Origin of the sequence: Pseudomonas sp. PvP027 (assembly GCF_017833005.1) — a bacterium.
Classification (GTDB): Bacteria; Pseudomonadota; Gammaproteobacteria; order Pseudomonadales; family Pseudomonadaceae; genus Aquipseudomonas; species Aquipseudomonas congelans.
On the sequence record NZ_JAFIBK010000001.1, the window covers coordinates 2,792,285 to 2,806,063 of the forward strand.

Annotated in this window: 14 protein-coding genes; 11 read left to right on the plus strand and 3 right to left on the minus strand. The window is 61.4% G+C overall.

Translation table 11 applies throughout. The features are described 5' to 3' along the window. The first annotated feature begins 4 nt into the window (after nucleotides 1–4). Nucleotides 5–1,009, plus strand: a complete 1,005-nt coding sequence (locus JOE33_RS11675; protein WP_003366142.1) for an aspartate carbamoyltransferase catalytic subunit — start codon at nucleotides 5–7, stop codon at nucleotides 1,007–1,009. Next, nucleotides 1,006–2,277 carry a dihydroorotase gene (locus tag JOE33_RS11680; protein WP_010440032.1) on the plus strand — a complete coding sequence of 424 codons (1,272 nt, stop codon included), beginning with the start codon at nucleotides 1,006–1,008 and terminating at the stop codon, nucleotides 2,275–2,277. Before JOE33_RS11675 ends, JOE33_RS11680 begins: the two co-directional genes overlap by 4 nt. A gap of 283 nt (nucleotides 2,278–2,560) precedes the next feature. Here JOE33_RS11680 and JOE33_RS11685 read toward each other — a convergent pair whose 3' ends face one another. Beyond that, nucleotides 2,561–2,965, minus strand: coding sequence for a TM2 domain-containing protein (locus JOE33_RS11685; protein WP_003345171.1), 405 nt, complete (start codon nucleotides 2,963–2,965; stop codon nucleotides 2,561–2,563). A gap of 250 nt (nucleotides 2,966–3,215) precedes the next feature. On the opposite strand from JOE33_RS11685, the gene JOE33_RS11690 reads away from it, so the two are divergent. Continuing rightward, complete coding sequence (locus tag JOE33_RS11690; RefSeq protein WP_010440029.1) at nucleotides 3,216–3,896, plus strand: C40 family peptidase; 681 nt, start codon at nucleotides 3,216–3,218, stop codon at nucleotides 3,894–3,896. A 93-nt stretch (nucleotides 3,897–3,989) separates the two neighbouring features. Here JOE33_RS11690 and JOE33_RS11695 read toward each other — a convergent pair whose 3' ends face one another. Continuing rightward, the gene (locus JOE33_RS11695; RefSeq protein ID WP_003366137.1) at nucleotides 3,990–5,024 is read right to left on the minus strand and encodes a type IV pilus twitching motility protein PilT; all 1,035 of its coding nucleotides are present in this window, start codon (nucleotides 5,022–5,024) and stop codon (nucleotides 3,990–3,992) included. Nucleotides 5,025–5,079: 55 nt separating this feature from the next. Here JOE33_RS11695 and JOE33_RS11700 point away from each other — a divergent pair, with 55 nt between their 5' ends. The 8 genes from JOE33_RS11700 to JOE33_RS11735 all read left to right on the plus strand — a co-directional run bounded on the left by JOE33_RS11700 (nucleotide 5,080) and on the right by JOE33_RS11735 (nucleotide 11,793). Continuing rightward, entirely contained in the window at nucleotides 5,080–5,766 is a 687-nt protein-coding gene (locus tag JOE33_RS11700) for a YggS family pyridoxal phosphate-dependent enzyme (protein WP_010440022.1), read from the plus strand. 21 nt (nucleotides 5,767–5,787) lie between these two features. Beyond that, on the plus strand, nucleotides 5,788–6,606 hold the full coding sequence (proC, locus tag JOE33_RS11705; RefSeq protein ID WP_010440018.1) for a pyrroline-5-carboxylate reductase: 819 nt from the start codon (nucleotides 5,788–5,790) through the stop codon (nucleotides 6,604–6,606). A 25-nt stretch (nucleotides 6,607–6,631) separates the two neighbouring features. Continuing rightward, nucleotides 6,632–7,222 (plus strand): YggT family protein, encoded by a 591-nt coding sequence (locus tag JOE33_RS11710; RefSeq protein ID WP_010440016.1) that lies wholly within the window; start codon nucleotides 6,632–6,634, stop codon nucleotides 7,220–7,222. A 632-nt stretch (nucleotides 7,223–7,854) separates the two neighbouring features. Beyond that, entirely contained in the window at nucleotides 7,855–8,994 is a 1,140-nt protein-coding gene (locus JOE33_RS11715) for a homoserine O-acetyltransferase (RefSeq protein ID WP_010429616.1), read from the plus strand. 7 nt (nucleotides 8,995–9,001) lie between these two features. Beyond that, complete coding sequence (metW, locus tag JOE33_RS11720) at nucleotides 9,002–9,622, plus strand: methionine biosynthesis protein MetW (RefSeq protein WP_003316724.1); 621 nt, start codon at nucleotides 9,002–9,004, stop codon at nucleotides 9,620–9,622. A gap of 33 nt (nucleotides 9,623–9,655) precedes the next feature. Further along, nucleotides 9,656–10,249, plus strand: coding sequence for an RdgB/HAM1 family non-canonical purine NTP pyrophosphatase (gene rdgB / locus JOE33_RS11725; protein WP_187625023.1), 594 nt, complete (start codon nucleotides 9,656–9,658; stop codon nucleotides 10,247–10,249). A 71-nt stretch (nucleotides 10,250–10,320) separates the two neighbouring features. Then, nucleotides 10,321–11,460, plus strand: coding sequence for a radical SAM family heme chaperone HemW (hemW, locus tag JOE33_RS11730; RefSeq protein ID WP_187625095.1), 1,140 nt, complete (start codon nucleotides 10,321–10,323; stop codon nucleotides 11,458–11,460). Nucleotides 11,461–11,469: 9 nt separating this feature from the next. Beyond that, complete coding sequence (locus tag JOE33_RS11735) at nucleotides 11,470–11,793, plus strand: DUF3392 domain-containing protein (RefSeq protein WP_002551720.1); 324 nt, start codon at nucleotides 11,470–11,472, stop codon at nucleotides 11,791–11,793. Between the two features lie 69 nt (nucleotides 11,794–11,862). Here the strand turns inward: JOE33_RS11735 and ilvD are convergent, their stop codons facing one another. Beyond that, on the minus strand, nucleotides 11,863–13,710 hold the full coding sequence (gene ilvD, locus JOE33_RS11740) for a dihydroxy-acid dehydratase (protein WP_187625022.1): 1,848 nt from the start codon (nucleotides 13,708–13,710) through the stop codon (nucleotides 11,863–11,865). Between the last annotated feature and the right edge of the window lie 69 nt (nucleotides 13,711–13,779).

Below are 13,779 nucleotides of genomic sequence, written 5' to 3' on the forward strand. Positions count from 1 at the left end.
TGCGATGACGCCTCTCGACGCCAAGCGCCCGCTGCAGCTCAATCACCTGGGCCAGCTGCGCCATTTCCTGTCTCTGGACGGCTTGCCCCGCGAGCTGCTCACCGAAATTCTCGACACGGCCGACTCGTTCCTCGAGGTCGGCGCCCGGGCGGTGAAGAAAGTCCCATTGTTGCGCGGCAAGACGGTATGCAACGTATTCTTCGAGAACTCCACGCGCACCCGGACCACCTTTGAACTGGCGGCCCAGCGCTTGTCAGCCGACGTGATTACGCTGAACGTCTCGACCTCGTCCACCAGCAAGGGAGAGACGCTGTTCGACACTTTGCGCAACCTTGAAGCGATGGCCGCCGACATGTTCGTCGTACGCCACGCCGACTCGGGCGCGGCGCATTTCATTGCCGAGCACGTATGCCCGGACGTCGCGATCATCAACGGCGGCGACGGCCGCCATGCTCACCCGACCCAGGGCATGCTCGACATGCTGACCATCCGCCGTCACAAGGGCGGTTTCGAGAACCTGTCGGTGGCCATCGTCGGCGACATCCTGCATTCACGGGTGGCACGCTCCAATATGCTCGCGCTCAAGGCGCTGGGTTGCCCGGATATCCGCGTGATCGGGCCGAAAACCCTGCTGCCGGTGGGCGTCGAGCAATACGGTGTCAAGGTCTACACCGACCTCAACGAAGGTTTGAAGGACGTGGACGTGGTCATCATGCTGCGTCTGCAGCGTGAACGCATGACCGGTGGCCTGCTGCCCAGCGAAGGCGAGTTCTACCGCCTGTTCGGCCTGACCACCGCGCGCCTGGCGGCCGCCAAACCGGATGCGATTGTCATGCACCCCGGCCCGATCAACCGCGGCGTGGAAATCGAGTCCGCAGTGGCCGACGGCGCGCATTCGGTGATTCTCAATCAAGTCACTTACGGTATCGCGATCCGCATGGCGGTGCTGTCCATGGCCATGAGCGGACAAAACGCGCAACGCCAATTCGAACAGGAGAACGCCCAGTGAAGCTCAGCATCCTCGGCGCTCGCGTCATCGACCCGGTCAGCGGGCTGGATCAGATCACTGACCTGCACGTCGAAGCAGGCAAACTCAGCGCCATCGGTTCGGCACCGGAGGGTTTCGAGCCCACCCAGACCATCGACGCTACAGGGCTGGTTGCAGCACCGGGCCTGGTCGACCTCAACGTATCCCTGCGCGAGCCTGGCTACAGTCGCAAGGGCAGCATCGCCAGCGAAACCCGCGCGGCGGTGGCAGGCGGCGTAACCAGCCTGTGCTGCCCGCCACGTACCAAACCGGTGCTCGACACCTCGGCAGTGGCCGAGCTGATCCTGGACCGCGCCCGTGAGGCCGGGTTCAGCAAGGTGTTCCCCATCGGGGCGCTGAGCAAGGGCCTGGAAGGCGAACAACTGGCAGAGCTGATCGCCCTGCGCGACGCCGGTTGCGTGGCCTTCGGCAACGGTCTGAGCAGCTTCAGCAACACCCGCACGCTGTGCCGGGCGCTGGAATATGCGGCGACCTTTGACCTGACGGTGATTTTCAACTCGCAGGATCGTGATCTGGCCGAGGGCGGTCTGGCACACGATGGTCCGACGGCCAGTTTCCTGGGCCTGGCGGGCATTCCCGAGACGGCCGAGACCGTGGCGCTGGCTCGCGACCTGCTGCTGGTCGAACAGAGCGGTGTACGCGCGCACTTCAGCCAGCTGACCAGTGCACGTGGCGCGGCGCTGATTGCCCAGGCGCAGGCGCGCGGTCTGCCGGTGACGGCGGATGTCGCGCTGTATCAGTTGATTCTGACTGACGAAGCGCTGATCGACTTCTCCAGCCTCTATCACGTCCAGCCGCCACTGCGCACCCGCGCTGACCGCGATGGTTTGCGTGAAGCGGTGAAGAGCGGAGTCATCCAGGCGATTTCCAGCCACCACCAACCGCACGAGCGCGATGCCAAGCTGGCACCGTTTGGCGCTACGGAGCCGGGTATCAGCAGCGTCGAACTGCTGCTGCCGCTGGCCATGACGCTGGTGGACGACGGCCTGCTTGACCTGCCGACCCTGATCGCCCGCCTGAGCAGCGGCCCTGCCGCCGCGCTGCGCCTGCCAGCCGGCAAGCTGAGCGCAGGAGCGCCGGCCGACATCGTGCTGTTCGACCCTGCTGCCTCGACGGTTGCAGGCGAGACCTGGCTGTCAAAAGGCGAAAACTGCCCCTTCATCGGCCACTGCCTGCCGGGCTCGGTACGCTACACACTGGTGGATGGACGTATCAGCTACAGCCGTTGAGCCCGCTCCGGGCTCTCGCTCCCGCGCAGAGTACTCATCGTTATAAACAAGTCCGCTTTTGATTCTGGCCGAAGGCCGTAAGAGCGAACTTGTTCGCGAAGGGTTTCGACTATAGTGCGACGCTCCGCGTCGGCATGCCGTTCTGGACGCTCTGCGTCCGGTCTTGAGCATGCGGCGCGGCGCAGATTTGTGACGCGGAGCGTCACGACAGACATTCCCGCGCAGAGCGTGAGGACCGATAGGCGTAGGAGCCGCGCTCTGTGTCAGCCCCTCGTCCCAAGCCTCACCCGCGTCGGGCGTTCTTCATCGAGATCTGGTCATTCAATGTCCAGAAATCGTAGAGGATACCGACCAGAAACAACCCGCCGGTAAACAGGTAGATGATCCCGGTAATCCACTTGCCCTGGTACATGCGGTGCACGCCGAACAGGCCCAGGAAGGTAAGCAGCACCCACGCCACGCTGTAGTCGGTGGAGCCGGGTGTAAAGCGCAGGTCGGCGTCACGGTCCATCGACGGGATCAGAAACAGGTCGATCAGCCAGCCGATGCCAAACAGACCGAACGTGAAGAACCAGATGGTTCCGGTAACCGGTTTACCGTAGTAGAAGCGATGCGCTCCCAGGAACCCGAAAATCCACATCAGGTAGCCCATGACCTTGCTGTGTGTGTCTGAACGATAGGCGTTCATTTTTGCCCTCTTTGCGCTGATAGAAAAAAATACATAACAAAATTGTGACTTCGTTTCCCTATTCCGACGTATGGCACATGAGGCGGTTTAATGCCGCCAAGCCCTTGTCGCTAAAGGGATTAGCCCGAAAAAAGAAAGAGTCTGTCGCATAAAACGCAATGATGCCACTGTGATGCGCTCGACAAATGGGGTCAGTTTTTTTGAAAAAGCTGTTATAAAGTTGCGCGCTGACCACCATGAGCCCTGCCGAATGCGTCCTTTTTTCAAGACATGGCTAACCATTTGCCTATTTATGCCTCTGGCCGCCCACGCCACCAATCGTGAGCAACAACTTCCTGCGAGCTTCTCGGGCTACACCGCCAAAAGCCACTCTTCACCGGCACTCGCGACTCGCAATGCACCCCAGGAAGCCACCACCACCCGAACTCAGTACGGCAATAACACCCACGCCGTCCAGAAGCCGCTTTCACGCAAGAACGCCAAAAAAGTCGCGGCCTTGCAGGCTTCTGTTCCTGCCAAACAAGGCAACGCCGTTGTAAAGCGCGCCTTGCAGGCTGTGGGGACGCCTTATCGCTGGGGCGGCAACACGCCCGGCAAAGGCCTGGACTGCAGCGGGCTGGTCAAATACGCCTACACGGATGTCCGTGAGGTCGACCTGCCACGCACCTCCAATGCCATGGCCCAGGGTCATGGCCAGACGGTGGATCGCAAGGATCTGAAACCCGGTGATCTGCTGTTCTTCAACATCAAGAGCCGCAACATCAACCACGTCGCCATCTACCTGGGCGACAACAAGTTCGTTCATGCGCCGCGCCGTGGCAAGGCCGTAACTGTCGATACGCTGAACAAACCGTATTGGAACAGCCACTACAAGATCGCCAAGCGCGTGCTGCCCAAGCAGGCAGGACAGATGCGTGTGGTTCAGCGTTGATCTGATCGCAGCCTGAATCTGCAAACTGCACCTCGAAAAAGGGGCCTTGAACGCGTTCAAGGCCCCTTTTTCATTCCTGCAGGCTTCCCACGATCAGAAGTTGTCCGGCACCTTGGCGCGTTCGCGTGCGCTTTCGCGGGTGATCAGCCCTTTCTTCACCAGATCGGCCAGGCACATGTCCAGCGTCTGCATGCCCATCGAGCCGCCAGTCTGGATCGACGAATACATCTGCGCCACCTTGTCCTCGCGGATCAGGTTACGGATCGCCGGGGTGCCCATCATGATTTCGTGCGCCGCCACGCGTCCGCCGCCGACCTTCTTGAGCAACGCCTGCGAAACCACGGCATGCAGCGATTCGGAGAGCATCGAGCGAATCATCGATTTTTCCTGAGCCGGAAACACGTCGACGATCCGGTCGATGGTCTTGGCCGCTGATGTGGTGTGCAGCGTACCGAATACCAGGTGGCCGGTTTCAGCAGCGGTCAAGGCCAGACGAATGGTTTCCAGGTCACGCATCTCACCGACCAGAATCACGTCCGGGTCTTCACGCAGCGCCGAGCGCAAGGCCTCCGAGAACCCCAGTGTGTCGCGGTGAACCTCGCGCTGGTTGACCAGACACTTCTTCGACTCGTGGACGAATTCGATCGGGTCCTCGATGGTCAGAATATGGTGATGCTTGTTGTTGTTCAGGTAGTCGATCATCGCTGCCAGGGTGGTCGACTTGCCTGAGCCGGTCGGACCGGTGACGAGAATCAGGCCGCGCGCCACGTCGGTAATCTTCCGAAACACACTGCCCATGCCCAAGTCTTCCATGCTCAGGATTTTCGAGGGAATGGTGCGGAATACCGCGCCGGCACCGCGGTTCTGGTTGAAGGCGTTGACCCGAAACCGCGCCACGCCCGGCACTTCAAACGAAAAGTCGGTTTCCAACCGCTCTTCGAAGTCCTGCCGTTGCTTGTCGTTCATGATGTCGTAGATCAGCGCCTTGACCTCCTTCGCGTCCAGCGGGGGCAGGTTGATACGCCGTACATCGCCGTCGACGCGGATCATCGGCGGCAGACCTGCAGAGAGGTGCAAGTCCGACGCGCCCTGTTTGGCACTGAAGGCCAGCAGCTCGGTAATATCCATACAGCTCCTCAATCACATAGAATGCCGCAGACTTTAGCCCTGCTGGCGCAAATCAATGTCCACGATAGCAGCGAACATTTCAACGCTCGAACAGCGAATTCGCGACGCAGCGCTTGCCGCTGAACGCGATCCGGCGTCCGTCGGCCTGCTGGCGGTGAGCAAAACCAAGCCCGCCAGTGACCTGCGTGAAGCTTACACCGCAGGTTTGCGCGATTTTGGCGAAAATTATCTACAGGAAGCACTGGGCAAACAGCTCGAACTGAGCGACCTGCCCTTGTGCTGGCACTTTATCGGCCCCATTCAATCGAACAAGACGCGAGCTATCGCCGAGAACTTCGACTGGGTACATTCCGTGGACCGCCTGAAAATCGCTCAACGCCTGTCCGAGCAACGCCCCGAAGCGCTTGAACCGCTGAACATCTGCATTCAGGTGAACGTCAGTGGCGAAGCCAGCAAGTCGGGCTGTACGCCTCAGGACCTGCCTGCGCTGGCCGCGGCCATCATGGCGCTGCCGAGACTCAGGTTGCGCGGCCTGATGGCCATCCCCGAGCCCACAGACGATTCTGCGGCGCAGAACGCATCCTTCGCCGCAGTGCGCACACTGCAGCAGCAGTTGAACCTGCCGCTCGACACACTTTCCATGGGCATGAGCCACGACCTGGAAGCCGCCATTGCACAAGGCGCGACCTGGGTGCGTATCGGCACCGCTCTTTTTGGCGCCCGCGACTATGGCCAGCCATAACCTCTTCATAAGGACCCCTTCATGAGCAAGACCCGTATTGCCTTCGTCGGTGCCGGAAACATGGCCGCCAGCCTGATCGGCGGCCTTCGCGCCCAAGGCGTGGAGGCGGCATTGATCAGTGCCAGTGCGCCGGGTGCCGAAACTCGCGAGCGCATCGCCAACGATCACGGCATCCAGGTATTCGCCGACAACGCCGACGCCATCAGTGGCGCCGACGTGGTGGTACTCGCGGTCAAGCCGCAGATGATGAAGAACGTCTGTCAGGCCTTGAAGCCCAGTCTCGAACCTCACCAGCTGATTGTTTCGGTCGCGGCCGGCATCACCTGCGCCAGCCTGACTCAATGGCTGGGCGAGCAGCCGGTCGTGCGCTGCATGCCCAATACCCCCTCGCTGCTGCGTCAGGGGGCCAGCGGGCTGTATGCGACCGACAACGTCACGCCAGAGCAGCGTGAGCAGGCCGAGGCGTTGTTGGCCGCGGTCGGCATCGCGGTCTGGGTCGAGCAGGAAAAGCACATGGACGCTGTCACGGCAGTGTCCGGCAGTGGTCCGGCGTATTTCTTTCTGATGATGGAAGCGATGACCGCGGCAGGCGTGAAACTGGGGCTGCCGGAGGACATCGCTAAAAAGCTGACCCTGCAAACAGCGCTGGGCTCGGCCTTGATCGCGACCGGCAGCGATGTAGACGCGGGCGAGCTGCGGCGTCGTGTCGCCTCACCGGGCGGGACCACCGAGGCAGCCATCAAGGCATTTCAGGCGGGTGGCTTCGAGGCACTGGTGGAAACGGCACTGACCGCCGCAGACCATCGTGCAGCCGAGCTGGCTGAACAACTGGGCAAATAATTTTCGGGTTTTCTGGAGCAGATCGATGATCGGATTGAACACCGCTGCAATTTACGTCCTGCAGACGCTTGGCAGTCTTTACCTGCTGATCGTGCTGTTGCGTTTCGTCCTGCAACTGGTACGGGCCAACTTCTATAACCCTCTCTGCCAGTTCATCGTGCGCGCCACCCAGCCGCTGCTCAAGCCGCTGCGGCGCATCATCCCCAGCCTGTTCGGGCTGGACATGTCGTCGCTGGTGCTGGCAATCATCGTGCAGATGATCCTGATGGCCCTGACCCTGCTGCTGATGTTCGGCACCACGGGCGACCCGCTGCACCTGCTGCTGTGGTCGATCATCGGCGTGACCGCGCTGTTCCTGAAGATCTTCTTCTTTGCCCTGATCATCAGCGTGATTCTGTCGTGGGTCGCACCGGGCAGCCATAACCCTGGTGCGGAACTGGTCAACCAGATCTGCGAACCGGCACTGGCACCATTTCGCAAGATCGTCCCGAACCTGGGCGGCCTGGACATCTCGCCGATCCTCGCATTCCTGGTGCTCAAGCTGCTGGACATGCTGGTCATCAACAACCTCGCCGCCATGAGCAGCATGCCGGATGTGCTGCGGTTGTTGATGTAAGCATTCCTGTTCCCACGCTGGAGCGTGAGGAACGATAGGCGTCCGCAAGAATACCTATCGTGCCCATGCTCCGCGTAGGCATGCATTTCTGGACGCTCTGCGTCCTATCCTGATCGTGCAGCGCGGCGCAGATCTGTGACGCGGAGCGTCACCCAGGGCATTCCCACGCTGGAGCGTGAGGAACGATAGGCGCCCGCAAGAATACCTATCGTGCCCATGCTCCGCGTGGGCATGCATTTCTGGACGCTCTGCGTCCTATCCTGATCGTTCAGCACGGCGCAGATCTGTGACGCGGAGCGTCACCCAGGGCATTCCAACGCTGGAGCGTGAGGAACGATCACCTTGTAACTATCGTGCCCATGCTCCGCGTGGGCATGCATTTCTAGACGCTACGCGTCCTATCTTGAGTGTGCGGCGCGGCGCAGATCTGTGACGCGGAGCGTCACCCAAGGCATTCCCACGCTGGAGCATGAGGAACGATAGGCGTCCGCAAGAACACCTATCGTGCCCAAGCGTGAGGAACGATAGTTCTGTAACTATCGTGCCGTTGATTGACGCCTCACAACATCCCTTATTGCCGCTGCACCCCGCGGTCTTTAGACTTACGCCTCATTCACGCGAGAGCAGGGTCGATGCCCACGGTATTCCCCCACGATTCTGTCGGACTGGTCACACCGCAAACGGCACATTTCAGCGAGCCTCTGGCGCTGGCCTGCGGTCGTTCGTTGCCAGCCTATGACCTGATTTACGAAACCTACGGTCAACTCAACGCCGCACGCAGCAATGCCGTGCTGATCTGTCATGCGCTGTCAGGGCATCACCATGCCGCGGGTTTCCATAGCGCCGACGACCGCAAACCCGGTTGGTGGGACAGCTGTATCGGTCCCGGCAAGCCTATCGACACCGAAAAGTTCTTTGTCGTCAGCCTCAACAATCTGGGCGGTTGCAACGGTTCGACCGGACCGAGCAGCATTGATCCGGACACCGGCAAGCCGTTCGGCGCCAACTTCCCGGTGGTGACCGTGGAAGACTGGGTCAACAGCCAGGCCCGGCTGGCCGATCTGCTCGGCATCGACACCTGGGCCGCAGTGATTGGCGGCAGCCTGGGCGGCATGCAGGCGCTGCAATGGACCATCAGCTATCCGCACCGCGTGCGCCACTGCCTGGCAATCGCCTCGGCACCCAAGCTGTCGGCGCAGAACATCGCGTTCAACGAGGTGGCCCGCCAAGCCATTCTCACCGACCCTGAATTTCACGGTGGCTCGTTCCAGGAACGCGGCGTGATTCCCAAACGCGGCCTGATGCTGGCGCGGATGGTCGGGCACATCACCTACCTGTCGGATGACTCGATGGGCGAGAAATTCGGCCGTGGCCTGAAGAGCGAAAAACTCAACTACGACTTCCACAGTGTCGAGTTTCAGGTCGAAAGCTACCTGCGCTATCAGGGTGAAGAGTTTTCCGGGCGTTTCGACGCCAATACCTACCTGTTGATGACCAAGGCGCTGGATTACTTCGACCCTGCGGCGAACTTCAATGACGACCTGGCCAAGACATTCGCCAACGCCACCGCCAAATTCTGCGTGATGTCGTTCACCACCGACTGGCGCTTCTCGCCGGCCCGCTCGCGGGAACTGGTGGACGCGCTGATGGCCGCGCGCAAGGACGTCTGCTACCTGGAAATCGACGCGCCGCAAGGTCACGACGCCTTTCTGATCCCGATTCCGCGCTACCTGCAGGCTTTCGGTAATTACATGAACCGAATTTCGTTGTGAGGACGCCATGAGAGCCGATCTGGAAATCATTCAGGAATGGATTCCCGCGGGCAGCCGCGTGCTCGACCTGGGTTGCGGTGACGGCGAATTGCTGACCTGGCTGCGTGACCACAAGCAGGTCACCGGCTACGGGCTGGAAAACGACGCGGCCAACATTGCCGAGTGTGTCGCCAAGGGCATAAACGTCATCGAGCAGGACCTCGACAAGGGGCTGGGCAACTTCGCCAGCAACAGCTTCGACGTCGTGGTCATGACCCAGGCCCTGCAAGCGGTGCATTACCCGGACCGAATCCTCGACGAAATGTTGCGCGTCGGTCGCCAGTGCATCATCACCTTCCCCAATTTCGGCCACTGGCGCTGCCGCTGGTACTTGGCGAGCAAGGGCCGCATGCCGGTGTCCGAATTCCTGCCGTATACCTGGTACAACACGCCGAACATTCACTTCTGCACCTTCGGCGACTTCGAAGAGCTGTGCCGCGAGCGCGATGCGCAGGTGCTCGACAGGCTGGCGGTCGATCAGCAGCACCGTCACGGCTGGGCCAGCAAACTCTGGCCCAATCTGCTCGGCGAGATCGGCATCTACCGCGTCACCAGCCCCGGGCTGACAGACCACAGGATTGCCGTTTAACCGACCGTTTTCATGCACCACGACAGGCCAACCATGAACCTTACACAACTCGTACTGGCCAGCCACAATGGCGGCAAACTCAAGGAACTCCAGGCCATGCTCGGCGGCAGCGTAACGCTGCGCTCGGTCAGCGAGTTCAGCCTGGTGGAGCCGGAAGAAACCGGCCTGTCATTCGTCGAGAATGCAATCCTCAAGGCACGCAACGCCGCGCGCCTGTCCGGCCTGCCTGCACTGGCCGACGACTCGGGGCTGGCGGTGGACTTTCTCGGCGGTGCGCCGGGTATTTACTCCGCACGCTACGCCGACGGCCAGGGCGATGCCGCCAACAACGCCAAGCTGCTGGAGGCGCTGAAAGACGTGCCGGACGAGCAGCGTGGCGCGCAGTTCGTGTGCGTATTGGCGCTGGTACGCCATGCCGACGACCCATTGCCGATCCTCTGTGAAGGGCTGTGGCACGGGCGCATCCTGCATGCCGCCAGCGGCGAACACGGCTTCGGCTATGACCCGCTGTTCTGGGTGCCGGAGCGCAACTGCTCGAGTGCCGAACTGGGCCCGACCGAGAAAAACCAGCTCAGCCACCGCGCCCGCGCGATGATCCTGTTGCGGCAACGCCTGGGTCTGCAATGACCCACGATTCGCCTGCGCAGCCGCTGTTTCTCGGCGCGAGCGGCTTCTCGTCAGAGAGCCCGCGCCCTGCAATGCCGCACCTGCCGCCGCTTTCGCTGTACATCCATATTCCATGGTGCGTGCGCAAATGCCCGTACTGCGACTTCAACTCGCACACGGCCAGCCCGGTGCTGCCGGAGCAGGAATACGTCGACGCCCTGCTCGCCGACCTGGACCTTGATCTGCCGCACGTCTACGGCCGCGAGCTGCAGTCGATTTTCTTTGGTGGCGGTACGCCGAGTCTGTTCAGCGCCGATGCGCTGGGGCGCCTGCTGCAAGGTGTCGAACAGCGCATCCGCTTTGCCAGCGACATCGAGATCACACTGGAAGCCAACCCCGGCACCTTCGAGCAGGTCAAGTTCAGCGCCTATCGCGGTCTGGGCATCAACCGCCTGTCGATCGGCATCCAGAGCTTCGAAGAATCCAAACTCAAGGCGCTGGGCCGCATTCACAACGGTGACGAAGCGATTCGTGCCGCCGACATGGCGCGCCAGGCCGGTTTCGACAACTTCAACCTGGACCTGATGCACGGCCTGCCGGATCAATCCCAGGACGAAGCACTGGCCGATCTGCACCAGGCCATTACCCTCGCGCCGACCCATCTGTCCTGGTATCAACTGACCCTGGAGCCCAACACGGTGTTCTGGAATCAGCCACCGGTACTGCCCGAAGACGACATTCTCTGGGACATTCAGGAAGCCGGGCAGCAGTTGCTGGCTGCTCATGGCTACGCGCAATACGAAGTGTCGGCTTATGCACAGCCCGGCAAACCGGCGCGGCATAACCTCAACTATTGGGCGTTCGGTGATTTCATCGGCATCGGCGCAGGCGCACACGGCAAGCTGAGCCACCCGGACGGGCGCATCATGCGCACCTGGAAAACCCGGCTGCCCAAGGATTACCTGAACCCGGACAAGCCGTTCCAGGCCGGTGCCAAGCTATTGCCGCTCGATGAATTGCCGTTTGAATTCCTGATGAACGCACTGCGCCTGACAAATGGTGTGGACGCTGCGTTATTTCGCGAAAGAACCGGTCTAAGCCTCGATTCGCTGGCCGAGGCGCGTCGACAGGCTGAACAAAAGGGGTTGCTGCACCAGGACCCGACACGTTTGATCGCCACGCCACAAGGCCAGCTGTTCCTCAACGACCTGCTGCAATACTTTCTGATCTAAGGACCCTGCATGGATTTCGTACTCGACTTGCTCGCCACCGTCTCGCGCTGGAGCCGCAGCAATCTCTCGGAAATCGCGCTCGCGCTGGTGGGCTGCCTGCTGGTGCTGTTCGGCTCGGACATCAAAGGCTGGCTGGAACAGCGAATCAGCGGCATTACCGGTGCCCTGCGCATCCCGCTCATTGCCCTGCTGTGCGCCGTGGGCAGCGGCGCGGCGCTGATCTACGCCACACCGTGGGTGGTGCGCGGCCTCAGCCAGTTCAACAACTACAGCCTGGCGCCGGTGCTGTTGGTGGTGCTGGTGTTGATCGGGGTAATTGCGGACCGCAAGTAAGCGCTGCTTTTTCAAACGCAGCAAAAAGCCCGGCATCTCTGCCGGGCTTTTTATTGTTGCCAATGCAGATCAAGGCACCAGCTTGTCCAGCAACGCCTTGTCACGCACGGCACCTTTATCGGCACTGGTTGCCAGCAAGGCGTAGGCCTTGAGGGCGGTGGTCACTTTGCGTGGGCGCGACTCGACCGGCTTCCAGCCTTTCTTGTCCTGTTCGGTGCGACGCTCGGCCATTTCGGCATCGTCAATCAGCAGGTTGATCGAGCGATTCGGGATATCGATCAGCACTTTGTCACCGTCGCGCACCAGACCGATCGCTCCGCCTGCCGCAGCTTCCGGTGAGGCGTGGCCGATGGACAGGCCGGAAGTACCGCCCGAGAAACGGCCGTCAGTCAGCAGCGCGCAATCCTTGCCCAGCCCCTTGGACTTCAGGTAGGACGTCGGGTAGAGCATTTCCTGCATGCCCGGGCCGCCTTTCGGACCTTCGTAGCGGATGATCATGATGTCGCCGGCCTTGACTTCGTCAGCAAGAATCCCGCGTACCGCGCTGTCCTGGCTTTCGAAGATCTTCGCGTTGCCTTCGAAGACGTGGATCGACTCGTCGACACCAGCGGTTTTCACCACGCAGCCGTCCAGTGCGATGTTGCCGTACAGCACGGCCAGGCCACCTTCCTGCGAATAGGCGTGCTGGACGCTACGGATGCAGCCGTTTTCACGGTCGTCATCCAGGCTTTCCCAGCGGGTCGACTGGCTGAACGCGGTCTGCGTCGGGATGCCCGCCGGGCCTGCCTTGAAGAAGGTATGCACGGCCTCGTCGTCAGTCTGGGTGATGTCCCATTTGGCGATGCCTTCGGCCAGGGTCTTGCTGTGTACGGTCGGCAGGTCGGTGTGCAGCAGGCCGCCACGGGCCAGCTCGCCGAGGATGCTGAAGATCCCGCCGGCGCGGTGCACGTCTTCCATGTGGTACTTCTGGATGTTCGGCGCGACCTTGCACAGCTGCGGCACCTTGCGCGACAGACGATCAATATGACGCAGGTCGAAATCGATCTCGGCTTCCTGAGCCGCCGCCAGCAGGTGCAGGATGGTGTTGGTCGAACCGCCCATGGCGATGTCCAGCGTCATGGCGTTCTCGAACGCCTTGAAGTTGGCGATGTTGCGCGGCAACACCGAGTCATCGTTTTCCTTGTAGTACTGACGGCACAGGTCAACGATGGTGCGGCCAGCCTGCAGGAACAGTTGCTCGCGGTCACTGTGGGTGGCCAGTGCGGAACCGTTACCCGGCAGGGCCAGGCCCAGCGCTTCGGTCAGGCAGTTCATCGAGTTGGCGGTGAACATGCCGGAACACGACCCGCAGGTCGGACAGGCGCTGCGCTCGTACTCGGCGACTTTTTCGTCGCTGGCCGTCGAGTCGGCGGCGATGACCATCGCATCGACCAGATCCAGGCCGTGGCTGGCCAGTTTGGTCTTGCCCGCTTCCATCGGCCCGCCGGAGACGAAGATCACCGGAATGTTCAGGCGCAGCGACGCCATCAGCATGCCGGGGGTGATCTTGTCGCAGTTGGAAATGCACACGATGGCGTCGGCGCAATGCGCGTTGACCATGTACTCGACCGAGTCGGCAATGATCTCGCGGCTCGGCAGCGAATAGAGCATGCCGTCGTGGCCCATGGCGATGCCGTCGTCGACCGCAATGGTATTGAATTCCTTGGCCACGCCACCGGCACGTTCGACTTCACGAGCGACCAGTTGGCCCATGTCCTTGAGGTGGACGTGGCCCGGTACGAACTGGGTGAAGGAGTTGGCGATGGCGATGATCGGTTTCTTGAAGTCTTCATCCTTCATGCCCGTGGCGCGCCACAGGGCACGGGCGCCGGCCATGTTGCGGCCGTGGGTGGAGGTTTTCGAGCGGTAATCAGGCATTGGAGCACTCCGGCAAAAATAAGGCTGATCAGGAAGGGAGTGAGCTTCTATTGACGTCGCGGACGAGCG

Coding starts and splice junctions, on each gene's coding strand:
- proC (WP_010440018.1), top strand. CDS start 5,788: ATGAGCAAGACCCGTATTGCCTTCGTCGGTGCCGGAAACATGGCCGCC.
- rdgB (WP_187625023.1), top strand. CDS start 9,656: ATGAACCTTACACAACTCGTACTGGCCAGCCACAATGGCGGCAAACTC.
- JOE33_RS11700 (WP_010440022.1), top strand. CDS start 5,080: ATGTCCACGATAGCAGCGAACATTTCAACGCTCGAACAGCGAATTCGC.
- hemW (WP_187625095.1), top strand. CDS start 10,321: ATGCCGCACCTGCCGCCGCTTTCGCTGTACATCCATATTCCATGGTGC.
- JOE33_RS11690 (WP_010440029.1), top strand. CDS start 3,216: ATGCGTCCTTTTTTCAAGACATGGCTAACCATTTGCCTATTTATGCCT.
- JOE33_RS11710 (WP_010440016.1), top strand. CDS start 6,632: ATGATCGGATTGAACACCGCTGCAATTTACGTCCTGCAGACGCTTGGC.
- JOE33_RS11735 (WP_002551720.1), top strand. CDS start 11,470: ATGGATTTCGTACTCGACTTGCTCGCCACCGTCTCGCGCTGGAGCCGC.
- JOE33_RS11675 (WP_003366142.1), top strand. CDS start 5: ATGACGCCTCTCGACGCCAAGCGCCCGCTGCAGCTCAATCACCTGGGC.
- metW (WP_003316724.1), top strand. CDS start 9,002: ATGAGAGCCGATCTGGAAATCATTCAGGAATGGATTCCCGCGGGCAGC.
- ilvD (WP_187625022.1), bottom strand. CDS start 13,710: ATGCCTGATTACCGCTCGAAAACCTCCACCCACGGCCGCAACATGGCC.
- JOE33_RS11685 (WP_003345171.1), bottom strand. CDS start 2,965: ATGAACGCCTATCGTTCAGACACACACAGCAAGGTCATGGGCTACCTG.
- JOE33_RS11715 (WP_010429616.1), top strand. CDS start 7,855: ATGCCCACGGTATTCCCCCACGATTCTGTCGGACTGGTCACACCGCAA.
- JOE33_RS11695 (WP_003366137.1), bottom strand. CDS start 5,024: ATGGATATTACCGAGCTGCTGGCCTTCAGTGCCAAACAGGGCGCGTCG.